Source organism: Pseudarthrobacter sp. J47, from assembly GCF_049810315.1.
GTDB lineage: Bacteria > Actinomycetota > Actinomycetes > Actinomycetales > Micrococcaceae > Arthrobacter.
This window is the reverse complement of record NZ_CP187358.1, coordinates 3,796,248-3,819,668: the sequence shown is the minus strand read 5'-3', so window position 1 is coordinate 3,819,668 and position 23,421 is coordinate 3,796,248. Positions and strand designations below refer to the sequence as shown.

22 protein-coding genes and 1 pseudogene are annotated in these 23,421 nt (G+C 65.5%); 12 read left to right on the top strand and 11 right to left on the bottom strand.

Annotated elements, in window-relative coordinates; genetic code table 11:
- The first annotated feature begins 22 nt into the window (after positions 1-22).
- Positions 23-1,099 (top strand): ATP-dependent DNA ligase, encoded by a 1,077-nt coding sequence (locus tag ACPJW8_RS17590; RefSeq protein WP_330189047.1) that lies wholly within the window; start codon positions 23-25, stop codon positions 1,097-1,099.
- Between the two features lie 15 nt (positions 1,100-1,114).
- On the opposite strand, the gene ACPJW8_RS17585 is transcribed toward ACPJW8_RS17590, so the two are convergent.
- The 7 genes from ACPJW8_RS17585 to ACPJW8_RS17555 all read right to left on the bottom strand — a co-directional run bounded on the left by ACPJW8_RS17585 (position 1,115) and on the right by ACPJW8_RS17555 (position 7,880).
- A complete protein-coding gene (locus ACPJW8_RS17585; RefSeq protein WP_330189048.1) occupies positions 1,115-2,011 on the bottom strand; it encodes an amidohydrolase family protein in 897 nt (298 codons plus the stop codon).
- An 11-nt stretch (positions 2,012-2,022) separates the two neighbouring features.
- The gene (gene dmpG / locus ACPJW8_RS17580; protein ID WP_330189049.1) at positions 2,023-3,066 is read right to left on the bottom strand and encodes a 4-hydroxy-2-oxovalerate aldolase; all 1,044 of its coding nucleotides are present in this window, start codon (positions 3,064-3,066) and stop codon (positions 2,023-2,025) included.
- A 2-nt stretch (positions 3,067-3,068) separates the two neighbouring features.
- The gene (locus tag ACPJW8_RS17575; protein ID WP_330189050.1) at positions 3,069-4,007 is read right to left on the bottom strand and encodes an acetaldehyde dehydrogenase (acetylating); all 939 of its coding nucleotides are present in this window, start codon (positions 4,005-4,007) and stop codon (positions 3,069-3,071) included.
- Positions 4,008-4,085: 78 nt separating this feature from the next.
- Positions 4,086-4,880: a 2-keto-4-pentenoate hydratase gene (locus ACPJW8_RS17570; RefSeq protein ID WP_330189051.1), complete on the bottom strand. Its 795-nt coding sequence runs from the start codon at positions 4,878-4,880 to the stop codon at positions 4,086-4,088.
- A complete protein-coding gene (locus ACPJW8_RS17565) occupies positions 4,880-5,833 on the bottom strand; it encodes a 3-carboxyethylcatechol 2,3-dioxygenase (protein WP_330189052.1) in 954 nt (317 codons plus the stop codon). Before ACPJW8_RS17565 ends, ACPJW8_RS17570 begins: the two co-directional genes overlap by 1 nt.
- 99 nt (positions 5,834-5,932) lie before the next feature.
- Positions 5,933-6,385, bottom strand: a complete 453-nt coding sequence (locus ACPJW8_RS17560) for a PaaI family thioesterase (protein ID WP_330189053.1) — start codon at positions 6,383-6,385, stop codon at positions 5,933-5,935.
- 133 nt (positions 6,386-6,518) lie between these two features.
- On the bottom strand, positions 6,519-7,880 hold the full coding sequence (locus ACPJW8_RS17555) for an MFS transporter (protein WP_330189054.1): 1,362 nt from the start codon (positions 7,878-7,880) through the stop codon (positions 6,519-6,521).
- A gap of 288 nt (positions 7,881-8,168) precedes the next feature.
- Between ACPJW8_RS17555 and ACPJW8_RS17550 the strand changes: the two genes are divergently transcribed.
- The 7 genes from ACPJW8_RS17550 to ACPJW8_RS17520 all read left to right on the top strand — a co-directional run bounded on the left by ACPJW8_RS17550 (position 8,169) and on the right by ACPJW8_RS17520 (position 14,651).
- On the top strand, positions 8,169-9,536 hold the full coding sequence (locus ACPJW8_RS17550; RefSeq protein ID WP_330189055.1) for an aromatic ring-hydroxylating dioxygenase subunit alpha: 1,368 nt from the start codon (positions 8,169-8,171) through the stop codon (positions 9,534-9,536).
- 2 nt (positions 9,537-9,538) lie between these two features.
- Positions 9,539-9,886 (top strand): bifunctional 3-phenylpropionate/cinnamic acid dioxygenase ferredoxin subunit, encoded by a 348-nt coding sequence (locus ACPJW8_RS17545; protein ID WP_330189056.1) that lies wholly within the window; start codon positions 9,539-9,541, stop codon positions 9,884-9,886.
- Positions 9,883-11,097, top strand: a complete 1,215-nt coding sequence (locus ACPJW8_RS17540) for an NAD(P)/FAD-dependent oxidoreductase (RefSeq protein ID WP_330189057.1) — start codon at positions 9,883-9,885, stop codon at positions 11,095-11,097. The genes ACPJW8_RS17545 and ACPJW8_RS17540 overlap by 4 nt, the downstream gene beginning before the upstream one ends.
- A gap of 35 nt (positions 11,098-11,132) precedes the next feature.
- A complete protein-coding gene (locus ACPJW8_RS17535) occupies positions 11,133-11,702 on the top strand; it encodes an aromatic-ring-hydroxylating dioxygenase subunit beta (protein WP_330189058.1) in 570 nt (189 codons plus the stop codon).
- A gap of 63 nt (positions 11,703-11,765) precedes the next feature.
- Positions 11,766-12,617: a 3-(cis-5,6-dihydroxycyclohexa-1,3-dien-1-yl)propanoate dehydrogenase gene (hcaB, locus tag ACPJW8_RS17530; RefSeq protein ID WP_330189059.1), complete on the top strand. Its 852-nt coding sequence runs from the start codon at positions 11,766-11,768 to the stop codon at positions 12,615-12,617.
- On the top strand, positions 12,614-14,182 hold the full coding sequence (locus ACPJW8_RS17525) for a long-chain fatty acid--CoA ligase (RefSeq protein ID WP_330189060.1): 1,569 nt from the start codon (positions 12,614-12,616) through the stop codon (positions 14,180-14,182). Before hcaB ends, ACPJW8_RS17525 begins: the two co-directional genes overlap by 4 nt.
- Positions 14,183-14,186: 4 nt before the next feature.
- Complete coding sequence (locus ACPJW8_RS17520; protein WP_330189061.1) at positions 14,187-14,651, top strand: hypothetical protein; 465 nt, start codon at positions 14,187-14,189, stop codon at positions 14,649-14,651.
- Between the two features lie 19 nt (positions 14,652-14,670).
- On the opposite strand, the gene ACPJW8_RS17515 is transcribed toward ACPJW8_RS17520, so the two are convergent.
- On the bottom strand, positions 14,671-15,483 hold the full coding sequence (locus tag ACPJW8_RS17515; RefSeq protein WP_330189062.1) for an IclR family transcriptional regulator: 813 nt from the start codon (positions 15,481-15,483) through the stop codon (positions 14,671-14,673).
- 221 nt (positions 15,484-15,704) lie between these two features.
- On the opposite strand from ACPJW8_RS17515, the gene ACPJW8_RS17510 reads away from it, so the two are divergent.
- Complete coding sequence (locus tag ACPJW8_RS17510; protein WP_330189063.1) at positions 15,705-17,381, top strand: bifunctional 3-(3-hydroxy-phenyl)propionate/3-hydroxycinnamic acid hydroxylase; 1,677 nt, start codon at positions 15,705-15,707, stop codon at positions 17,379-17,381.
- 107 nt (positions 17,382-17,488) lie between these two features.
- On the opposite strand, the gene ACPJW8_RS17505 is transcribed toward ACPJW8_RS17510, so the two are convergent.
- A complete protein-coding gene (locus tag ACPJW8_RS17505) occupies positions 17,489-18,355 on the bottom strand; it encodes an alpha/beta fold hydrolase (RefSeq protein ID WP_330189064.1) in 867 nt (288 codons plus the stop codon).
- 240 nt (positions 18,356-18,595) lie between these two features.
- Here ACPJW8_RS17505 and ACPJW8_RS17500 point away from each other — a divergent pair, with 240 nt between their 5' ends.
- Positions 18,596-19,447: an endonuclease/exonuclease/phosphatase family protein gene (locus ACPJW8_RS17500; protein ID WP_330189065.1), complete on the top strand. Its 852-nt coding sequence runs from the start codon at positions 18,596-18,598 to the stop codon at positions 19,445-19,447.
- A 97-nt stretch (positions 19,448-19,544) separates the two neighbouring features.
- Positions 19,545-20,492, top strand: a complete 948-nt coding sequence (locus ACPJW8_RS17495; RefSeq protein WP_330189066.1) for a diacylglycerol/lipid kinase family protein — start codon at positions 19,545-19,547, stop codon at positions 20,490-20,492.
- Between the two features lie 25 nt (positions 20,493-20,517).
- Here the strand turns inward: ACPJW8_RS17495 and ACPJW8_RS17490 are convergent.
- Positions 20,518-21,347 (bottom strand): annotated as a pseudogene (locus tag ACPJW8_RS17490) (ACT domain-containing protein).
- Between the two features lie 159 nt (positions 21,348-21,506).
- Here ACPJW8_RS17490 and ACPJW8_RS17485 point away from each other — a divergent pair.
- The gene (locus ACPJW8_RS17485; RefSeq protein ID WP_330189068.1) at positions 21,507-22,577 is read left to right on the top strand and encodes an FUSC family protein; all 1,071 of its coding nucleotides are present in this window, start codon (positions 21,507-21,509) and stop codon (positions 22,575-22,577) included.
- Here the strand turns inward: ACPJW8_RS17485 and ACPJW8_RS17480 are convergent, their stop codons facing one another.
- Positions 22,578-23,081, bottom strand: coding sequence for a GNAT family N-acetyltransferase (locus tag ACPJW8_RS17480; protein WP_330189069.1), 504 nt, complete (start codon positions 23,079-23,081; stop codon positions 22,578-22,580). It abuts the gene before it with no gap.
- Positions 23,082-23,421 lie beyond the last annotated feature (340 nt).

The following is a 23,421-nucleotide window of genomic DNA, read 5'->3' as shown; positions in this document are numbered from 1 at the left end:
CCGCCGCGGCAACAATAGGCCTATGGACCTGCCAGTGATGCCACCCGTGAAGCCCATGCTCGCCAAAGCCGTCAGCGGCATGCCCGAAGGGGCGTTGAGCTACGAACCCAAATGGGACGGCTTCCGCTCCATCATCTTCCGGGACGGTGATGACCTGGAGATCGGCAGCCGCAACGAAAAACCCATGACCCGGTACTTTCCGGAACTGGTGGAAGCGCTCAAGGCCAACCTTCCGGAGCGGTGCGTGCTGGACGGCGAGATCGTGATGGTGGGCGCTTCCGGGGACAGGCTGGACTTCGACATGCTGCAGCAGCGTATCCACCCCGCAGCCAGTCGCGTGAAGCTCCTGGCCCAGCAGACTCCCGCCAGCTTTGTGGCCTTTGACCTGCTGGCGCTTGGCGATGAGGACTATTCCGGGAGGCCGTTCTCGGAGCGGCGCGAAGCCCTGGAGAAGGCGCTCGCAAATGCGGCGGCCCCGGTCTACTTCACGGCCGCGACGCCGGACAAGGACCTGGCCGAACAGTGGTTCCAGCAGTTCGAGGGCGCCGGCCTGGACGGCATCATCGCCAAGCCGCTGGACGGTATTTACCAGCCGGACAAGCGGGTGATGTTCAAGGTCAAGCACGAGCGCACGGCCGACTGCGTGGTGGCCGGGTACCGGCTCCACAAGAGCGGGCCGGACGCCGTGGGTTCCCTGCTGCTGGGACTGTACAAGGAGGACGGCGGCCTGGCCAGTGTGGGGGTGATCGGCGCCTTCCCGATGGCCCGCCGTCGGGAACTGTTTGAAGAGCTGCAGCCCCTGGTTACCGACTTCGACGACCACCCGTGGGCATGGGCCAAACAGGAAGAAGGGGACCGGACGCCCCGCAACGCCGAGGGCAGCCGCTGGAGCGCCGGGAAGGACCTGTCCTTCGTGCCGCTGCGGCCCGAACGGGTGGTGGAAGTGAAATACGACCACATGGAAGGCGAACGCTTCCGGCACACCGCGCAGTTTGTGCGGTGGCGGCCGGACCGCGAACCGGAATCCTGCACGTACGCCCAACTGGAGGAGCCCGTCAGCTTCGACCTGAACTCGGTGCTGGCCACAGGGCGGGGCTAGGCGGCGGGAACCCCGTCAGCTGCCTGCCAGTCCCAGCAACCGTACAGCGTTGGCTTTGAGGATCTTGGGGCGCACCTCGTCCTTCAGCGGCAGGGCGTCGAAAGCGTCAAGCCACTTTTCCGGAGTGATCAGCGGGAAATCCGTGCCAAAGAGCACCTTGTCCTGCAGCACGGAGTTGGACATCCTCACCAGTGACTCAGGGAAGTACTTTGGTGACCAGCCCGAAAGGTCAATGAACACGTTGGATTTGTGCGTGGCAATGGAGTTCGCCTCGTCCTGCCACGGCACCGAGGGGTGGGCCATGATGATCTGCAGTCCGGGGAAGTCCGCGGCAACGGAGTCCAGCAACATGGGATTGGAATAGGCCAGTTTGATCCCCATGCCGCCGGGAAGGCCGGCACCCATGCCGTTTTGCCCGGTGTGGAAGATGGCAGGCAGGCCCAGGCCCTGCAAGGTATCCCAGAGCGGATAAAAGGCCTCATTGGAGGGATCGAATCCCTGCAGGCTCGGGTGGAATTTGAAGCCGCGGGCACCCAGGTCCAGGGCCTGGTGGTTGGCTGCCTCAATCGCCTGCTGCCCGGTCCGGGGGTCAACGCTGCCGAAGGGGATGAGCACATCATTGTTCCGGGCCGCCCCGGTGATCAGCTCCTCCACACTGTTGGGGAGGTGCCCCATCTGGGTGCGGGCATCCACGGTGAACACCACGGCGGCCATGTTGAGTCCGCGGTACACCTCGGCGATCCGGTCCAGGGACGGCGTCCGTTCCTGGGACTTGAAGTACTTGGCCGAGGCCTCCATCAGGGAAGCCGGAAGCGCCTGATGCCCGGCGGCATCCACCTCGAGGTGGACGTGCATGTCGATCGCATCCAGGCTTTCGACATCCACGCCCACCTCGTACCGCTGAACAACCATGGCCCGTCCCGCTACCTGGCGCCGGCCGCGAGCTGCACGGCGACATCCACGATCATGTCTTCCTGGCCGCCCACGTAACCGGCCCGGCCGATTTCCTCGAGGATCTGCCAGGCGGGAACGCCGTAACGGTCCGCGGCGCGTTCGGCGTGGATGAGGAAGGACGAATACACGCCTGCGTAACCCTGCATGATGGACGCCCGGTCCATGATGGGCATCCGCGTAATGATCGGCTTCACCACGTCTTCAGCAGCGGCCATCACACCATGGACGTCAACGCCGGTAGCGATGTTGAGCCGCTCAAACGCAGCGGCCAGGACCTCGGTGGGCGAGTTGCCGGCGCCTGCCCCCAGGGCAAGGAGGGTGCCGTCGATCTGCTTGGCACCTGCCCGGGCGGCATAGACGGAATTTGCGACGCCGAAACTCAGGTTCTGGTGCCCGTGGAACCCCACCTGCGCGTCGGCGCCGAGTTCCGCGACCAGCGCGGACACGCGGTCCGTGACGTCGTCCAGGATCAGCGCGCCCGCGGAGTCCACCACATAGACGCACTGGCAGCCGGCGTCCGCCATGATCCGGGCCTGGCTGGCGAGGTTCTCCGGGGACGTGCGGTGGGAGAGCATCAGGAAACCGACGGTTTCCATCCCCAGCTTGCGGGCGTGCTGGAAATGCTGGATGGAGACGTCCGCCTCGGTGCAGTGGGTGGCGATGCGCGCAACGCTCGCGCCGGCGTCGTGCGCGGCATTGAGGTCGTGGATGGTGCCCAGGCCGGGGAGCATAAGCACGGCAATCCTGGCGTTCCGGGCTTCCTCCACGGCGGCGCGGACCAGGTCCAGCTCGGGCGTTAGGGAGAAGCCGTAGTTGAAGCTGGAGCCGCCCAGGCCGTCGCCGTGGGTCACCTCAATAACCTCCACGCGGGCATCGTCCAGCGCCCGGACTACGGAGCGGACATGGTCCACGGTGAAGCGGTGGCTCATGGCATGGGAGCCGTCACGCAGGGTGGTGTCGGTCAGGCGGACGCTCAGGGTCTCCGTGGGGGAAGACGGGGATGTGGTGGTCATGGTCAGGCTCCTACGGCTGAAGGGGTGGCGGCGGCATCCATGCGTTCTGCGAGGAGGTCGGCTGTGCGGGTGGCGGCAGCGGTGATGATGTCCAGGTTGCCGGCATATTCGGGAAGGTAGTCGGCTGCGCCCTTCACCTGGACCCAGATGCCAACGCGGCCGTTGCCGTCCCAGTCCTCGCGTGCGGAATCGAACTGCGGCTCAACACGCAGCGAGTATCCGGGCACGTAGTCCTGGATGGCGGTGACTGCCTCGGCGATCGACGCGCGGATCTTGTCCTGAAGTTCGCCGGGTACGGCCGCTTCGGCAGGAATGGAGCAGTAGATGGTGTTGCGCATGATCATGGGCGGTTCCACCGGGTTGATGATGATGATCGCCTTGCCGCGCTTGGCCCCGCCGATCACTTCGAGGGCCTTGGAGGTGGTTTCGGTGAACTCGTCCACGTTGGCGCGGGTGCCGGGGCCGGCGGACTTGGAGGCGATGGACGCCACGATCTCCGCGTAGTCCACGGGCACCACTGAGGACACAGCCGCAACGATCGGCGTGGTGGCCTGGCCGGCGCACGTGATCATGTTGACGTTCATCACGTCCTCCAGGGTGTCCAGGTTCACCACCGGGCAGAGATAGGGCCCGACGGCGGCCGGCGTCAGGTCGATCGCGTGGATGCCGGCTTCCTTGTACCTCGGGGCGTTGATGGCGTGGGCCTTGGCGGAGGTGCATTCGAACACGAAGTCCGGCAGCTCCTCCTGGGCCAGGAGCCAGTCCACGCCCTCGGCGGAGGTGGTCAGTCCCAGGCGTGCTGCGCGGGCAAGGCCGTCAGAAGCAGGATCGACGCCGATCATGTACTTCACTTCGAGGTTGGTGCTCCGGCGCATGATCTTGAACATCAGGTCTGTCCCGATGTTGCCTGATCCGACGATCGCGGCAGTCTTCTTGGCCATGTGAATGTCCTTTGTAAGTGGGGTCTGGAAAGTGTGGGAGCCCTGCCCGGCGCGCCGGGGGAAGGGGCCAGGGAGAGGTCAGACGAAGCTGATGGTGAGTGAGCCCAGGGGCCCGAAGTCGGCGGTGGCGGATTCTCCGGCAATGACCGGAAGGGCCTTGGTGAAGGAGCCTGGCAGGATCAGCTGCCCGGCTTCGAGGGCGACGTCCTGTTCGCCCAGGACGTTGGCCAGCCACGCCAGTGGCGCCACGGGGTCACCCATCACGGCCTCACCCAGTCCGCGCTCGCGGATTTCGCCGTTGATCAGCAGCGAGCATTCCACTGCGGCCAGCTGGTCCACGGAGACGTCCAGCGGCGTGGTTCCCACGGCAATGGCGCCGCAGGAGGCGTTGTCCGCCACGGTGTCCACGAGCTTGATGTCCCAGTTGGCGATCCGCGAGTCGATGATTTCAATCGCGGGGTAGATGGCGCCGATGGCTGCGGCGGCCTGCTCGCGGGTTATTCCGGGGCCCTGGAGGGTTTCCTTCAGGACGAAGCCGAACTCCGGTTCCACCTTGGGCTGGAGGAAGCCGCCCGCCGGAATGCTGGCGCCGTCGAGGTGGACCATGTCCTTGAAGAAGAAGCCGAAGTCCGGTGAATCCACCCCCAGCTGCTGCTGGATCGCCAGCGAGGTGAGCCCCACCTTCCGGCCCGCGAGGACGCGGCCTTCCGCCAGGAAGTGCTGCAGCTGCAGTTCCTGGATGGCGTAGGCGTCCTGGCCGGTCATGCCCTGGATCCGGTCCCGCAGCGGTGCCACAGGGACCTTGGTGGCGTAGGCGTTGATCAGTTCATCTGCGGCGGACTGGAGGTCCGCGGCCGTTGTGGTCTGGCTCATCAGCGCAGCACCGCCGTCGTCACGCCGAATCCGGCGATGTATTCCTTGATGGGTTTGTAGAACTCGTACGTGACGTCGTATTCGCCGCACGCCCGCAGGGCCGAGTAGGCGGCAACCCAGGTGCGTACTTCGTGGGAGGAGTGCCCGGCGACTGCGTTCATTTCCTCGGCGTTGTAGGAGTCGAACCGTTCCACGTCGCCGGACCTGCAGACGTCCAGGAAGCCGCGGTCCCATTCGGGGTTCAGTTCCATGATGTCCGCTTCACCGCGGGCAAAAGCCTCAGCTGTGGCAATGGTCCTCGCCTGCCGCGCTTCGCGGGCTTCGGGGGTGGGATGCCGGCCGTCAGTGAGGAACTGCCGCTGTTCCGGCGTCGCTGTTGCAATCTGGGGAACGGGAGGGTCGTGGGAGAGGCCGCCGGAGCCGATGAACAGCACCTTCTTGTCCGCGTACTGTTCGGAGTTCTTGAAGAATTCGCCGACGGCGGCACCAAAGCGGCGCACCCGGCTCACCTTCGAGAACGGCGGGGCCACCGAGTTGATGAAGACCGGGATCACCGGCATGGAACCGATGGCACTTCCGTAGATGTGCTCCATGGGCTGCACTGCGCCGTGGTCCACCTCCATCTGGCGGGAGATTGCGGTGTCAATGTCCTGGTCGATCACGTACTGGGCCAGCTGCTCGGCAATGGGCGTGGGGACGTTCAGCGTGCCCGCGAAGGAATCGTAATCGCCGGTGCCGTGGGCCTCGTAGCCGATGCAGAACGGAGGCATGAGGTCGTAGAAGAATCCGTTGTAGTGGTCGGGGCCGAAATTGACCACCAGGTCCGGGCCGAAGTCCTTGACGAACGCACGGACCTGGTCGAAGGAGGATTCGACGGCGGCCTTGACGTCTTCCGGCGGATTGGTGTGTTCCAGCAGGGGACTGTGTGACATGCACACCAGTGCCTGGTTCATAGCGGACGCTCCTTTAGGGGTTTGACTCTTCATCTATTGCACTCCGCCGCCGGCCATCAGTCAGTCCGGCGTTCCGTAGGGCGGGACACAAGATGTTTGCTACTTGCTGCCGAGCGCGCGGTCCTTGATGGCGTACGTGAAGGTGGCGTGAATCAGCTGTTTGCCGTCGGCGTCAGCGACGGCCACCTCGGCTACGGCGACGGTGTTCCCGCCGCGGAGAATCTTCGCTGTGGCGACGGCAGGGGAGGCCTTGGAGTTGGAGAGGAAGTTGATGTTGGACTGCACGGCCAGCGGAAACTGCCCGCTGCCGGCGTAGCTCTGCATGGCCAGCAGCGTCCCGGTGATGTCCGCTGCGCCGAACAGGGCGGCTGCTGAGTACATTCCTGACGCCTGGGCGTAGGACTCCTGCAACGGCATGCTCATGCTCACGCTGTCTTCAGTGACTGCGTACGGCTGCAGCTGGAGGGTGGCGGCGATGTCGTCAAAGCCGCGCTTGGCCGCGAATTTGTCAACGAACGCTGTGAATTCCTCGAGGGAGGCGGGGTGCGGCATGATGTTGCTCCTCTATGCAGAAGTGGGCTTGTGCAGAAGTGGGTTCCGACTCAGGTTAACCACACCGGCACCCGTCCGGGGAGGACGGGTGCCGGTGTGCGGAACGCTGTTCAGGTGGCTGATGCGGAGGGGCTTAGCCTGCGACGGCTTCGGATTCCTCGCGTGCGTCCAGGGCCTGCTGTTTGCGGGTGGTCCTGGTTTCCTTGGACAGGAAGACTGACAATGCGGCGATGGCGATCAGCCCGATGAAGTACCAGGCGATGTTGTTGGTTCCGCCGCCGTTGCCCAGGCCCATCAGCATGGTGGCCATCAGCGGAGCGGTTCCGGCGCCAACCAGTGAGCCCATCTGGAAGCTGAGCGAGACGCCTGTGTAGCGGTCCTGGGTCTGGTACTTTTCTGCCAGGAAGGCGCCGATGGGGCCGTACATGGAGGCCTGGATGATCGGGTTGCCCACCATAAAGGCCAGCGCAACCAGCCAGTAGCTGCCCGAGTTGAACAGTGCGAACATCGGGAAAATGAGCGCCACCGATACAGCCGCGCCGGCCAGCATCACCGGGCGGCGGCCGTAGATGTCGGAGAGCCAGGCGAAGAACGGGATGGCGAAAATATGCACCACTGAGGAGGCCGTCAGCATCATCAGCGCGTCCTGGCGGGGGACGATCCCCTGGGCGGCAACGTAGGGGACGGCCCATACGGCCAGCAGGGCCTGCATAAACAGCGGGCCGGCGGCGGCCAGGATTCCGAAGACCGTGGACAGCGGGTACTTCTTCAGCACGCGGACGATCGGAACGCCGGTGTGGACCTCGCCGGCTGCGCGGGCCTTTTCAAAGTCGGGGGACTCGCTGACCCGGTACCGCAGGTAGAGGCCAATAACCACCAGGGCAGCGGAGAGCAGGAAGGGGATGCGCCAGCCCCAGCTGAGGAAGGCCTCATCCGGAAGTCCGGCGAACAGGCCCAGGATCAGGGTGGCGAGGACCGAACCGGTGGGACCGCCGGTCACGGCAATGGACGCCGCGAAACCGCGGTTCCTGTCCTTGACGTGTTCAGCTGCCATGAGCGTTGCGCCCGCCCACTCGCCGCCCACTGCCAGGCCCTGGATCAGCCTGAGGAACACCAGCGTCAGTGGAGCCGCGACGCCAATGGCCTGGTAGGTGGGCATGAGGCCGATTGCCACCGAGACACCGCCCATCATCATCAGGGTAATGAAGAGCATGGACTTGCGGCCGAACTTGTCACCGAAGTGGCCAAAAAGTATGCCGCCGATGGGCCGGGAGACGTAGCCCACCAGCAGGATCACGAAAGAAAGCGCCGTGCCCAGGCCGGGGTCCATGTCCGCCGGGAAGAACAGCTTGGGGAAGACCAGGCCGGCAGCGGCGCCGTACAGGAGGAAGTCGTAGTACTCGACGGTGGAGCCGAGGAAGCTGGAAACCAACGCGCGCTTGGTGTCCTTTTTCTGGGCTCCGGCCGCAGCGGGTGTGCTTGGGGAATGCGTCATTGCGTGCTCCATGGGATGGTGAAACGAACGGATGGATGCGGGAGAGATCCCTTGAAGCGTGCGGTGCCGCTGCTGCTGTGACCAATGCCACGTTCCGCAGGGCGGCACGCTTCCTCCCGCAGAAGACCTCCACGCAACGGTTTCGGTCGCGCAACGGATTCCCGCAGCTCCCGGAGTTGACAGCCCGCGGCGTTCCGGAGTTCGGCACGCTGGCTGGCCGTGATGTGGACCACTGGTGTCATATGGAGGAAGCACAGCAGTACTCGTCTCACACAAAGGGCCAACACCATGAGCACCACGGACTCCTGCCCCAGCACGGCGCACCCGGCCATAGGCAAGATGCCCCGCCCGGCATCCATGACGTCCAACCTGGATGTCACGCCGCTGATCGACGCCGATGGCGGGCTGATAGACCGGGCCATTTATTCGGACCACGGCATCTACCAGCAGGAAATGCGGCGCATCTTCGCACGCAGCTGGCTGTTCCTGGCCCACACCAGCCAGTTCAGCAAGCCGGGAGACTTCTTCACCACGTTTATGGGCGAAGATCCCGTGATTGTCACCATGGACAAGTCCAAGAACATCCGCGCCTACCTGAACGCGTGCCGCCACAGGGGGGTCCGGCTGTGCCGCGCGGACGCCGGCGCCACCAAGATGTTCACGTGCTCCTACCATGGCTGGTCCTTCGACCTGGCCGGCGCCCTGCAGAGTGTGCCCAATGAAAAGGCCTACCCTGAGGACTTCGAGAAGAAGGACTGGGGCCTGATCGACGTTCCCAACGTGGCCGTCTACAAGGGCCTGATCTTTGGCAACTGGGACCCCACGGCCCCGCCGCTCGAGGAAGCCCTTGGGGACATGCGCTACTACATGGACGCCATGCTGGACCGCGATCCCGAAGGCACCGAAGTGATGGGCGGTGTGATGAAGTGGGAGCTGGAAGGTAACTGGAAGCTCGCCGCAGAACAGTTCGCCACGGACTGGTACCACGTGAACATGTCCCACGCCTCGGCCCTGATGGTCATGTCACCCACAGGCCGCGGTCCCAAACCGGAAATCGCCGAAACGCCCGGCCGCCAGTTCCTGAGCCCCAACGGTCACGGTGCCGGCTTCCCCACGCACCCCAAATCACGGTTCGACGCGAAGGCAGTGCACGACTACTACGACTACGACGCCCTGCGTGAACGCCTGGGTGATGCCGCCGTCGAAGGTCCCATGACCACCGGCCACGCAACAGTGTTCCCCTCCTTCTCCTACCTTCCGGTAAATGGTTCAATCCGCGTCTGGCACCCCAAGGGTCCGGATAAAATTGAAGTGTGGGCGTGGATCCTGGTGGACAAATCCATGCCGGACGACGTCAAGGATGCCCAGCGGCTCTACAACCTCCGCACCTTTGGACCTTCCGGAATCTTCGAAGCCGACGACGGGGAGAACTGGTCAGAAATCCAGGCCATCTCCGGCGGCTTTGTGACCAACCGCGTGCCCCTGAACTTCCAGATGGGCATCGGCAGCGAACGCGAAGACGGCGTTTACCCGGGCCAGACCAGCGAGCTGTACTCTGATGCGGCCGGCCGGTCCTTCTACCGTCATTGGGCGGAACTGATGAACACCCCCGCCTGGCATGAGAACTCCACACCAACCGAAACCCCCAGGAGCTAACTGTGAGCGAACCCATCAACATCGGCACCGTCGACGACATCGACGAGGGCGAGGCGAAGGTTGTTCCCGCTGAAGAGAACGGCACCGGGGAAGACATCGCCGTATTCCACGCTGAAGACGGCAACTTCTACGCCCTGAATGACAACTGCACGCACGAGACCGCGTCCCTGGCGGACGGCTGGATCGAAGGCGTGGAGGTTGAATGCCCCGTGCACTCGGCACGGTTCTGCCTCAAGACCGGTGAGGCGCTGTGCATGCCCGCAACCATCGCCGCCCGCACCCACAAGATCGAGGTCAAGGACGGCGAGGTCCTCCTGTACCCCAATGTGGGCGTGGAGGCACAGCCATGACGGTCAACTCGGTCACCATCGTCGGTGGCGGCATGGCTGGCTTCACCGTGGCCAAGGAACTGCGCAGCCGCGGATTCACCGGCGGCGTCACCATCATCGATCCCGCAGGTGCCCCCTATGACCGGCCACCGCTCAGCAAGGACTACCTGCTGGGCAAGCGGGACCACACGGAAATCCAGCTCGCTGCGGACCACTGGTTCGAGGACCAGGGCATCACCATCGTCACCGGCAAGGCCGCATCCTTGAAGCCCGACGCCGGCACGGTAGTCCTGGAGGACGGCCGGGAAGTCACGGCGGACCGTGTTGTGCTCGCCACCGGCGGTACGGCCCGGCGCCTGCCCATCCCCGGCGGTGACCTGGATTCCGTCCTGGAACTGCGCACCAAGGAAGACGCGGACCGGCTCCGCGCCATGCTGAAGCCCGGTGCACGCCTGGCGATCATCGGGGCCGGCCTTATCGGCGCTGAAGTGGCGTCCTCGGCACTGCCGTTCGGTGCTGACGTCGTCCTCATTGATCCGGTGGATCCGCCTTTGGTTCCCGCTGTGGGGCACGAGCTCGCCAACCGGCTCCATGCGATGCACCCGGAGCGCGGGATCGACGTCGTCACCGGAACCCCCACGGCCATCACGGCCGACGCTGAAGGCAAGCACCACATTGAGCTGGCCTCCGGCGAGACGATCACGGCCGACGCCGTGCTGGTGGGCATCGGGATTGTCCCGGAAACGGCGCTCGCTGAATCGGCCGGACTTGAAACCGACAACGGAACCATCGTGGACGAGTCCCAGCGCACCGCGCACCCCAGGGTCTACGCCGTAGGCGACAGCTCCCGCATCCGCCTGGCGGACGGCACGCTGCTCCGCCGCGCCGAGCACTGGGAACACGCCATGAACACCGGCGCAACCGCAGCCGCCGCGCTCCTGGAGCAGGAACTTCCCAAGCACGGCGCCAGCTGGTTCTGGTCCGACCGCCACGGCGTCCACGTTGAAGGCGTTGGCTCCATGGTGGGCGAGGGCACGGTGATCGTCCGCGAAAAGGACGGCGAGCCCTCGGTGGTGTTCCGGCTGGATCCTGACGGTTTCCTGGCCGGCTGCGCCGCCGTCGACGGTGGTTTGGCAGTGCGGGCGGCGCGGCGGATCATCGACCGCCGGATCCCCGTGGACCCCGCGCAGCTGGCGGACCCCGCGGTAGACCTCAAGAAACTCGCACGGTAGCCGGCAGCGGCCAAAGCGTAAGGAAGCGTGACACCATGACCGAACACATCGTCGTTTCGGCAGCGGCTGAGGCCGTTGATGAGATCGAGGGCAAGCTCGCGGACTCCGAACTGTCCTACCGGGTGCAGCAGTTCTACTTCTACGAGGCCGAACTCCTTGATGACGGCCGGTTCGCCGACTGGCTGGAGATCTTCGACGAGGACCTGACGTACTGGGCTCCGTTGCGGACCAACCGGCTGCGCCGCCAGGCCGCACTGTCCATCGGATCCCGCGGTGAGGCCGCCTACTTCGATGAAACGAAGGAATCGCTGGCCTGGCGCATCCGCCGCTACGACTCAGGCATGGCCTGGGCCGAGGATCCGCCCTCGCGCACCCGCCACCTCGTCTCCAATGTCACTGTGCGCCATCTTGGCGGCAACGAGGTCAAGGTCCGCTCCGCCTTCCTGGTGTACCGCAACAGGCTCCAGACCGAGACGGACATCTACGCCGGCGGCCGCACGGACATCCTGAGGATCCAGCCCGACGGCGGCTTCCGGATTTCCAGCCGCGAACTCCTGTTCGACGCCAACGTACTCCAGGCCAAGAACCTCAGCACTTTCTTCTAAACTCCCAACTAACTCGCCGCCGGGCGGGCACCTGCCCGTTCTCCGCCGGCAAGAGAGGCACACATGAGCGGAACCATGACCGCGGGGTGGCTGGAGGGCGACGTTGCCCTGGTCACCGGAGGCGGGTCAGGTATTGGCCGCGCCGTTGCTGAACGCTTCCTCGCCGAAGGCGCGTCCGTGGCTATCTTCGGCCGCGACGAAACCAAGCTCAAGGCTGTGGCGGAGGAAATGGGCGCGGGGGACCGCGTGCTGGCCATCGCCGGGGACGTCCGGGACACAGACGCGCTGCACGAAGCCGTGGGCCGGGTTACGGACCGCTTTGGAAAGCTGGACATCCTGGTTCCCAACGCCGGCATCTGGGACTACAACCGCTCCGTCACCAGGCTCAACGGCAGGGAGCTCTCCGACGCGTTCGACGAGCTTTTCTCCATCAACGTCAAGGGCTACTTGCTCACCGTCGAGGCTGCGTGGCGTGAGCTGGTCAAGAGCCGCGGATCCGTTGTGATGACGTTGTCCAACTCCTCGCTGTATACGGCAGGCGGCGGCCCGGTCTACACGGCTTCCAAGTTCGCCTGCCGCGGCCTGGTGAACCAGCTGGCCTACGAACTTGCGCCGAAGGTCCGCGTCAACGGAGTGGCCGTGGGAGGCATGAACACGGACCTGCGCGGTCCGGAATCCATCGGCCTGAAGGACCGGTCGATTGCCGATTCGTTCAAGCGCAGCACCATTACTGGCAACAACCCGCTGATCCCCCTCCACGATGCCTCGGTGGAACCCAGGGACTACACGGCGTCCTACGTCCTGCTCGCCTCCCGGCGAAATGCCGGCAACATCACGGGCGCCATCATCCCGGCCGACGGCGGTATTGGCGTCCGCGGGTTTGGCGACACCGCGGCCGGTGGTGATGCGCTGTGAACCGCCCGGACATCAACCCCGCCACCGGTTTCCTGCGCCAGGCCCGGTTCTTCCCTGCCCAGCCCGCCCTGGTCTACGAAGGGCAGGAGTTTAACAACGCCGCGCTTGTGGAGCGGATGGGTAAAGCGGCCAAGGCACTGGCGGCTGCGGGCGTCAAGCGCGGGGACCGCGTGGCCTACCTCGGCCTGAACAGCAGTACTTTCCTGGTCAGCATGATGTCCGCGTGGTGGGTGGGGGCCGTCTTCGAGCCGCTCAACTTCCGGCTGGCCCCGCGTGAGGTCCAGGGCCTGCTGGAGCGGTCCACGCCGGCAGTGCTGGTGGTTGAGCCGTGCCACCAGGACGTCATCGAAGCGATCGACGCGGACCTTGGCTCCACCAGGCTGATCCTGGTGGACAACGATCCGGCCATCCCTGCCCGGGAGTCCATTGACGCGCGCTGGACGCCTTTGAGCCAGTTCATCGCCGCGGGCTCGGACACTGAGTTGCCGGACGTCGCACCGGCAACGGATGAGGACCTGGCCGTGCTGATGTTCACCTCGGGAACCACGGGAAAGCCGAAGGGCGTGCAGCTTACGTACGGCAACCTTTGGTGGAATTCGGTCAACGTGGACTCGCTGGTGGATACCCGCCGCGGTGACGTCAACCTGGCGGTGGCCCCGCTGTTCCACATCGGGGCGCTGAACGCCCTGACCATCCGCGTGATGGTCCGCGGCGGCGTCAACGTGGTGCGCCGCAACTTCGATCCCCGCCAGACCCTGAAGGACATTGAGCAGTATCAGGTGTCCCAGGCCTTCCTGGTTCCCGCACAGCTGTCCGCAATGCAGCAGACAGAGGAGTTCGGCAGGCATGACATCTCCAGCCTTCGTGCCCTGATCTGCGCCGGAGCGCCCGTGCCGCCAGTGCTCCTGAAGCAGTACGAGAGCGAAGGCGTCGCCGTCCAGCAGGCCTGGGGCCTGACGGAGACTTCGCCGTTTGCCACGTACCTGCCGTCCGAACTCACGCACGTCAAGGCCGGTTCCTGCGGTATCCCCATGCCGTATACCGAGGTCCGGATCGTTGATCCCGTTACCCTCAGGGACGTTGAGTCTCCCGGCGAGCGTGGCGAGATGTGGGTGAAAGGGCCCAACGTCACGCCCGGCTACTGGAACGATCCGGACGCAACGGAGTCCGCTTTTGAAGACGGCTGGTTCCGCACCGGAGACATCGGCTACAAAGACGAGGACGGTTACCTTTTCATTGTGGACCGGCTCAAGGACATGATCATCACGGGCGGCGAGAACGTCTATCCCGCTGAGGTGGAGCGGGCCCTGATGGAGTATCCGGGGGTCACGGACGTCGCTGTTGTAGGCGTGGAAGACCCCAAATGGGGCGAGTCCGTTGTGGCTGTGATGAGCTTCAGGGGCGAGTCCATCCCCACCATCGAGGAGGTCCGCGAGTTCTCCGCAAGCTACCTGGCCCGCTACAAGCTGCCCAAGAAGCTGGTGCTGGTGAACAGCGTTCCGCGCAACGGCTCCGGCAAGCTGGACAAACATTCAATCCGCCAGCTGGCCAATCAGGAAGGGTGATCGAATGTCTGCGAACGAGGTTGACCTGCTGAAATGGCCGGATCCGCTGCCGGAGTCATGGCAGGCCGCGGAAGTCCCCAACGACGACGCCGGCACCTCCCGCCGCTACCAGGTCACCAACGGCGGGGTCCCGGCCGGGACCGTCCTGGTGGAGTTTGTTGTGGCCACCGCCGTGGCTGAAACTTATCCTGTCAGTGCCCGGGACCGCCTGCTGACGCCCGACGCCGATGCCGGTCCGGAAGCCCTGCAGCTGGTGTCGGAACGGGTGATGGCTGCCGATCCCGGCTGCCGCCGCCTGGTGCTGGCCGTGGATGAAGGGGACCTCAACGCCATTGCCCGGGGCGAAGCCGCTGGGTACCGCTTTGTGGTGGACGTGGATATTCCGGGCAGGTCCTTGTCGCTGCTCGCAGCGGAACCGGACTGGGTGCTGGAAACGTCGCGCTACATGGATGACGTCCCCACCAGCTGAGGCTGGTCCTGGCGGACGGTCAGGCGCCGCGGATCAGCCTGAGCTGGTTTTCGCGCTGCGCGGCCACGGCGGCGATGGTCCGGCTGGCTTCGAAGCAGACTTTGCGCAGCGCGTTGGCCTGCGATTCGGGGACGAACTGGCCGGCCGGTCCGGAGACGGACAGCGCGGCCACCGCCTTGCCGTCCGGTCCCATCACGGGGGCGGCAATGCAGTTGAGGCCCAGCAGGATTTCCTCACGGTCAAAGCCGACGTTGGTGGCGCGGACCTGTTCCAGTTCTGCCCGGAGCTTGGCGGGATCCGTGATGGTTTTGGGCGTCCAGGCAGCGAGTTCCGATTTCAGAACCAGTTCGGCGGCGCGGTCATCATAGGCCAGCAGCACCTTTCCCACGCCTGTGCAGTACGCCGGTGCCCGGCCGCCAATCCGGGAGGGGCTGCGGACCTGGAGGTGGCCGTACAGCTTGTTCAGGTAGACGACGTCGCCGCCGTCGAGCACTGCAAGGTGGACGGTCTGCCGGCTGAGGACGTAGAGGTCCGCGAGGTGCGGGGTGAGGGCGTCCCGGATCCGGCCGTTGGCTGCTGTTTCCTGGCCGGCGCCGAGGTTGTGGATCAGCTTGCCCAGGCGGTACGCGTTCCCGGCGCGGTCCACGGCACCGCTGCGCTGCAGCATCCCAAGAACCCGGAAGGCCGTCGATTTGGACATGTCCGCCCGGCGGGCCAGTTCACTGACTCCCACGCCGGTGAAGGCATCGTTGCCGAAGGCGGCCAGGAGGGCCATGGCTTTATCGACGGCGGCGCGATCGTCCCGCGATCCGGCTGCGGTGCTTGCTGCCACGGTATTTCCTCCAACTTATGCTGCGCACTGAAGCGGTCAGGCGCCGATCTGCGCTGATCGCCCCTTAAGTGTCCTCCGCTCCTGAAATGAAGTCCAACCCCAGGGCTTCGGCACCTCGGTTGTCATTGGCCGATGGCCCCGCGGGCAGCCCCGCCGGATTCCATGCCGCCTGCCGGAACGATCGCTGGTGGCCGCCGTCACACCGCTGACAGCATGGGAACATGAACACCCCTATGGACAGCGAAGTTCTTATTATTGGCGCGGGACCGGCCGGGCTGATGCTCGCCAACATCCTTGGCATGTACGGCCGCTCGGTGACCGTCCTGGAGGCCCGGGACGAACTCATTGACTACCCCCGGGGCGTGGGGCTGGACGACGAGTCCTTCCGGACCATCCAGACTGTGGGCCTGGCGCCCCGCGTGCTGCCGCACACCACGCCCCAGCACATCATGCGACTGGTGAACGGCGCCGGGAAAACCATCCTGGAAAACAATCCGCAAACGCTCGAATTCGGCTGGGACCGCAAACACGGCTTCATCCAGCCGGAGGTGGACAAGGTCCTGCTGGAAGGACTGTCCCGCTACCCTTCCGTCCGCGTCCTGTTCAGCCACGAGGTGGAAGAGGTTGAGGAGGATTCCGACGGCGTGACGGCCATCGCGCGCGTACGCGGCGCCTCCGCCGGTGAAACAGTGGAACGCAGTTTCCGGGCCCAGTACCTGGTGGGCTGCGAGGGCGGCAAGTCGCCCACACGCAAACGCCTGGGCGTGTCCTTCGAGGGGAAATCCCCGGCCACCCGCTGGCTGGTGGTGGACATCAACAACGATCCACTGGGCACCCCGAACGTTTTCCTCGGCGCGGACCCCAAGCGGCCGTACGTCTCGATCGGCCTTCCCCACGCGGTGCGCCGCTTCGAGTTCATGCTTCATCCGGACGAGACCGAAGAACAGGTCACGGACCCTGAATTCGTCAACGACATGCTCCGCGACCACGTCCCGGACCCCACCACCCTGGACTACATCCGCCGTCGGGTGTTCACCCACCACGGCCGGGTGGCCGGTTCCTTCCGCAAGGGGCGCCAGTTGATAGCCGGCGATGCCGCACACCTGATGCCTGTCTGGATGGGCCAGGGCTGGAACTCCGGGATGCGCGATGCCACGAATCTTGGCTGGAAGCTGGCCTCGATCCTGTCAGGCACAGCGGGGGAGAAGATCCTGGACACCTACACGTCCGAGCGTAAGGAACACGCGCAGGCCATGGTGGACCTGTCCCTGACCATGGGCTCGGTGATCAAGCTGACCAACCCTGCGGCGGTACTGGTGCGCGACGCCGCCTCCGCAGTCCTTAACCTGGTCCCGCAGGTCAAGAGCTACTTCACGGACATGCGCTTCAAACCCATGCCGCGGTACACCTCGGGGGTCCTCGCCGATCCCACCACCCAGCAGTCCGGTCATGCGGCGCCGCGGATCACCAGCAAGCTGATCGCGGTGAAAACGGCCAGGAACACGGTGTCACCTGTGGGCCTGCAATTTCCGCAGCCCCGGGTGAACTTCAGCGGCGGGGACAACGTGCTGCTGGACGACGCAATCGGCAACTGGTGGACGGTACTGCTGTGGGGCAACAACCCGGAGGACGTCCTGCCGGCCGAATCGCTGGTCAAGCTGAAGGAGCTGGGCGCCCAGCTGGTCAGCGTGCTCCCGGAAACGCAACGCGGCTGGGCCGAGCAGGGTGCCACCGGGGACGTGATGATCCTCGGGGACCATACCGGCGTCCTCAAGAAGTGGTTCGACGAGCGGCCAACCCCCTTGGTTTTCCTGCGCCCGGACCGCTTCGTGGCCGGTGCCTGCCTGGTGCAGCACGCCCCGGCTACCCTCGACGCGATCCTTGAGTCGATGCGCTAGGCGCCTACCCCCGGACACGCAGTTCCCCCGGACACACAGTCGGCCCGGCCGCTCCCGAGTTATCGGGTGCGGCCGGGCCGAATCTGTAACTGCCGTGCGTGCCCGGGCTAGCGGGTGACGCCGTGGGAGGCGAGGTACTGCTTGAGGATTGCGTTGAAGTCCTTGGCCCGTTCCACCTGGGACCAGTGTCCGCACTGGCTGAAGATGTGGGCGTCAGCCGTGGGAATCACGTTCAGGAGTTCCCATGTCCGGGTTACCGGGATGACCACGTCCTGCACGCCATGGATCAGCAGGACAGGAACCTCCAGTTTGGCCAGGACGTCGAAGTCCAGCGGCAGTTCGGTCCGGTCGCGGTCGCGTGCGGCGACGACGTCCGCCAGCCGGTCCGAAGCCGTGTCGTTCAGGGCAGCCTGGTAGCGGAGGGAGACCAGTTCGTCCGTAACAAGTGACTTGTCCACCACAAAGAGTTCCAGCGTTTTGCGGATGCCGGCCTCGGACAGGTCCGGCTTGCTGTGCCCGGCAAGTGCGCCCGTGAGCTTGGCTCCGCCGGTACCCATGGAGACGATTCCCAGCAGGCGCTCCGGGAAGTCGACGGCGAATTGGAAGGCCAGCCAGCCGCCGAGGGAGTTGCCCACGATCCACGTCTTCTCGATGCCCAGCGCATCAAGCACCCGGACGGCATGGCGGACCCATTCCTTAATGCCGTACTGCGTTCCGTCAGCCACGACGGACTGCCCGTAACCAATGGAGTCGATGGCAATGCACCTGGCCTGTTCGGAAAGTTCCGGCAGGTTCAGCCACCAGTTGGCCGCTGCGGTGACGCCGGTGCCGGAGCCGTGAAGGAACAGGACGGGGGTGCCCTCGCCTACGTCGTGATAGTGGGTGAGTTCGCCCTCTGCCGTTTCCAGCCATTTGTCTTCGAGGCCGAAGAAAGCATCGGTGGTGTAGGCGGGTATCTGCGCTGTTGCGGACATCGGTTCAGCTCCTGGACTGCTTGAGGGGCAGGGCACGCCTGCGGGTTCCCTTTCAGGTTAGGCACTGGCCCTTGATGCCGCCGCCTGCTGTTCCGTTCCGCGGCACGGCCAACCCCGGAAGCCGATCCGGCACCCCTTTTTTCACCCTTCCGATGCGCCCGGTTCACCCAGGGGTTGGCGCCGGGCCAACTTTTGTGGTGAGTATGGATAGGTACGGACCAACTGCCTGGAGCCTATTCAATGACCACCCCGCAGACCCTGACGCCCACCGGTGCCGCGATGATCGGCTCCGCCGACCCCACGGACCTGCACATTATGAGCTTCAACATCCGCCTGGACCGCACGGCCACTTTGCCGGGGCAGGCGGATTATTGGCCGGAACGCTGCCCCGCACTGACGGAATTGTTAGCCTGTGAGGCGCCTACCGCCGTCGGGGTCCAGGAAGCGATGTTCCACCAGCTCACTGCCATCAGCGACGCCCTGCCGGGGCACTACCGGTACATCGGCCAGGGGCGTGAAGGCGGAACGGACGGCGAATACTCGGCCATCTTCTACGACGCCCTGCGGCTTGAGGTCATTGAGTGGGACCAGTTCTGGCTTTCGGACACTCCCCACCTCGCGGGTTCCGCGACGTGGGGCAACACCGTCACCCGGATTGTCACGTGGGGCCGCTTCCTGGATATGTCCACAGGCAAGGAACTGATCCTGGTGAACACGCACTTCGACCACGAATCCGAGAACGCCAGGCTCCGCAGCGCCGAGGCCATCATGGAGCTGATGGAAGGCTTCAGCCCCAGGCTGCCCACTATCCTCACCGGCGACTTCAACGCCCCCGCCGCCGCGTCCGGCGCCTACGATGCACTGGTGGGTTCAGGAGTGTTCGACGACGCGTGGGACGCCGCAGCGCAGAAACTCACCCCCGCCTACGGGACCTTCCCCAACTACAAGGACCCGGTCCCGGGCGGCATGCGCATCGACTGGATCCTGGCTACGCCGGACGTCGACGTCCGGCAGGCAGCCATCAACACGTTCACCCTTGAGGGCCGCTACCCCAGCGACCACGCACCCGTCCAGGCGCTGGTCCGGCTCTGACGCCGGCCCGGCCCACGTTCAGTCCACAACAGCGGGCGCCCGGGTTACGCTGTGACAGTCAGGGCCACAGGCCACCGACCAGCAGCGAGGGAACGTCATGACGGAGACCGGATCCACGGCAGCAAGGCGCGCCGCCATCATCATCAACCCCGCCAAGTCCACCGACGTGGATGTCCGCGAACTCATCACCCGGCAGTCGGAGGAAAACGGCTGGGGTGAGCCGATCTGGCTGGAAACCACCAAGGAAGATCCCGGCCTGGGCCAGGCGAAAGAGGCACTGGAGCAGGGGGCCGACGTCGTCATTGCAGCCGGTGGGGACGGCACGGTCCGCGCCGTGGCCGAGGCCCTCGCCGGCACCGATACCCCGCTGGGCCTGGTCCCGCTGGGCACCGGAAACCTGCTGGCCCGGAACCTGGGGCTGGACGTTACGGACATTGACTCAGCCGTCACCGGAGCCCTGATGGGCACCGACCGCAGGATCGACGTCGTCCGTGCCGTCCAGGACGGTCCTCCCAACAACGGCAACGAAAAAGTGTTCCTGGTGATGGCCGGGCTCGGCTACGACGCCACCATCATGGCTGACACTGACGAGGACCTGAAGGACAAGGTGGGCTGGCTGGCCTACGTGGATGCCGGCATCCGGAACCTGCCGGGCAAACCGGTGAAGGCGATCATCACGATCGACGGCCGGGACGTGGCCCACCGGCGCGTGCGCAGCGTCATGGTGGGGAACTGCGGCAAGGTCCAGGGCGGCGTGGAGATCTTCCCGGACGCCAAGGTGGACGACGGCCTGCTGGACGTGGTGGTCCTGGCGCCCAGGGGACGGCTTGGCTGGTTCAACGTTATTGCCGGCATGATCGGCAAGGGCCGCGGCAAGGATTCCTCCGTGGAGTACTACCAGGGCAAAACCGTTGAAGTCCGCCTGGAGCACGCCGAGGACTACCAGTTGGACGGCGATCATGAGGGCGACAACAAGCACGTGACCATGACCCTGGAACCGGCTGCGCTCGCAGTCAGGATGGCGGCCCCCGCCCCAACTGCCTAGCAGCTAACGTTCCCAAAACGCGTTTTCACGACGTTGTGTGCCAGCTACTTGGGCGGTGGGCCAGTGTTTCGGCCAGCTCGGCCAGCCGGTGCGCGCGGGCTGATTCGGCGAGGGTGAACGGTTCACCCGGCCGCTCGAACGTCAGCGGACCGTGCCAGGCGGTGGGGATCTTCAGGCGGATCCCCGGCTCACGCGGGCCGCCAGGAAACTGGACAATGCGCGCGCCCAGGAGTTCGGCGACGGCGTGGGGCAGCTCAGCGGGGTTGCCTGCTACGCGCGTGGCGAGGCTGAGCGCGCGGGTCTGACCGTCTGCCATGGCCAGCTCAGTGGTGGGCCAGACCTGGGAGCCCAAGCCCCGCCGCCGTCGGACAGTGCTTCCAGCAGGTCCTGCTCAGTGAGGTGGCCGGGCGCGGACAGCACGAACTCGTCCATTACGCCGCCGTGGACGGGGTGGACGTGGATGCCCAGGATGTTCGTGTCCAGCCGGGCCAGGGACCTGGTGACCCGCTGCAGGGAGCCGGGCTGGTCCGGAAGGACCGTGCGGGCACGCCACAGAGCAGGCGCGGTGCCCAACTGCCTGCGGTGCCGCAGCGCGGGAGCATGGAGCCAGCGCCGGAGCAGCCGGGACGCGGACGGTTCGGCTACCCAGATGACCAGGATGGTGGCGGTCAGGGTCAGCAGCAGGACCTTGGCCGGCAAGGACAGCGGAGCACCCACCACCAGGGCGTGGACCATGAGTTCGATCGGCAGCATCACCGCCACATTGGCTACGGTGAGCCGGGTTTTGGTGGGTTCGGGGAGCTGGCCGCAGACGTCGCAGCGCAGGTCGGCTGTAGGGGGAGCGGGAGTCCTCATGGACTCAGGATGGCTGATGACTGTTACGCCGCCATTGCCCCTGCGTCACGATCTTGCTCACGTTGGCAGGCCATTCCGGCCGTCCAGCGCTGCGCCGGGCATAGAATCCGAAGGACGCCAGCGCCGCCGCCTTCCCCGCCCGCCTCGCGAAAGGTTCCCGTGAAAGTCCTCGCCGATCTCTTCACCATGGCTCCGGGCAACAAGGACCACCACCCGGCCATTCGCTGCGCCGTGGGGGTGTTCGTCCCGTTGACCACGCTGGTGTTGATGGGCCGCGTGGACCTTGCCGTCTTTGCCTCGTTCGGCGCGTTCACGGGGATTTATGGCCGCGGCGAGCAGCACGGCGCGCGGCTGGTCACCCAGTTGAGGGCCGGTGGCCTGATGCTGGCGGTCATCCTCCTCGGTGCGCTCACGGCCAGGACCGGCCCCGCGTGGGGAATGACCGAGGACCAGCACGTCTGGCTGGTGGTGGCCGCCACCACCGTTGTGGCCGGTGCATGCTCGGTGGCCATCTCGCTGTGGCGGATCCGCCCGGCCGGGTCCCTTTTCCACATCTTCGCGTTCGCCGCGATTGCCTCCATCCCCCACCAGCCGCCGCTCTGGCAGGGCATGCTGGTTTCCGTACTGACCATGCTCCTGTGCCTGGTCATCGGCTTCTCCTCCCGGGTGGTGCCCAGCAGGAGGACGGAGTGGCGGCTCCCGCCTCCCATCCGGCACAGCGACGGTGAGCGCCGGGCGGCCTGGCTGGAAGGGGCCGGCTACGTGGTGGCCGCCGGCCTGGCAGGCACCCTGGCCACGCTGGCCGGGCAGCGGCTGGGCTTTGGCCACAACTACTGGGCCATGGTGGCGGCCGTGGTCCCGCTGGTGGGGCACAGCACGCGGCACCGGATCAGCCGCGGAATCCAGCGAATCCTGGGCACTGTGGTGGGCCTGGTAATCCTGGCCGGCATCCTGCTGGTGGAGCTGGAACCATGGCAAATGGTGCTGATAATGGCAATTTGCCAGTTCGGCGCTGAACTGTTCATCATCCGCCAGTACCTGCTGGCCCAGGTGTTCGTCACGCCGCTGGCCCTCAGCGCTACTCTCCTGATGGCACCGGCCTCACCCGGCGGCCTCCTGCGGGACCGGATCGTGGAGACGGTGATCGGCGCTGCGGTGGGGATCGCCGTCGTGGTTTCCCCTGCCGTCCTGGCGCGGCTCAGGCGGAATGTCCCACGGCGGCCGGCCTAGCTACGCCATGGCTGTGTGCGCGGCACTGTGCGAGTTGATGGTTTTGGCGTAGCAACGGGACTGCGGGCTGTCCGCGTAGGCGCCGAAAGCGGGGATTTCCTCGAACCCTGAGTGCTTGTAGAACGTCTGCCCGTCCGGCTGGGCGGAGCCGGCCTCCGCCTTGATCCGGGTGATGCCCTGCTTGTACGCCTCGGCCTCCAAAGCGGCCAGGATGGAGCTGGCTACACCCGAGCCCCGGGTGTAGGGAATGACGTACAGCCGCTTGATTTCCGCAGTGGTCCCGTCCAGGAGCCGCAGTCCGCCGCAGCCCACGGGATGGCCGGAGCTCTTTTCGTAGGCCACCAGGAACACTGCACAATCAGCGCCCGACGGCGGCGTGCCGGGTTCGTGGTCCGCGGAACCGAAGCGGGCATCCAGTTCCGCCTGCTGGGCTTTGCGAAGGTCTGCGCCCACAGGGTTGGACCAGGGAACCTGCCGGATGTGGAGCCGCGGGTTGGTCTGCATGCTGCCTCGATTCGCTGTATTCACCGAAGGGGTATGCCTGTTAAGGCTAAATTTACGCGGTTACGGCGGTGTTTCCACCCGGTTAGCGCTCTGGGAATTTGTGGTGCACAGGCAAATAGTATGTATGCTTACTGTCTGAAAGATGCCCAATGAAGCGTAGGAGTGTGCAATGACCATGGTCACTGAAGCAGCAAGCCTGGACTCTTTGGCGGGCTTCGCGAGCCGCGCAGGCGGTGCCCCCGTGCACTGCGGAACGCCCATGGAGTTTGTCCGGCAGTCCCTTGGCAAGAGCAACGAATTTGTAGTGAACTACACCTTCGAAAGTGGCCCCCGGCCCGTC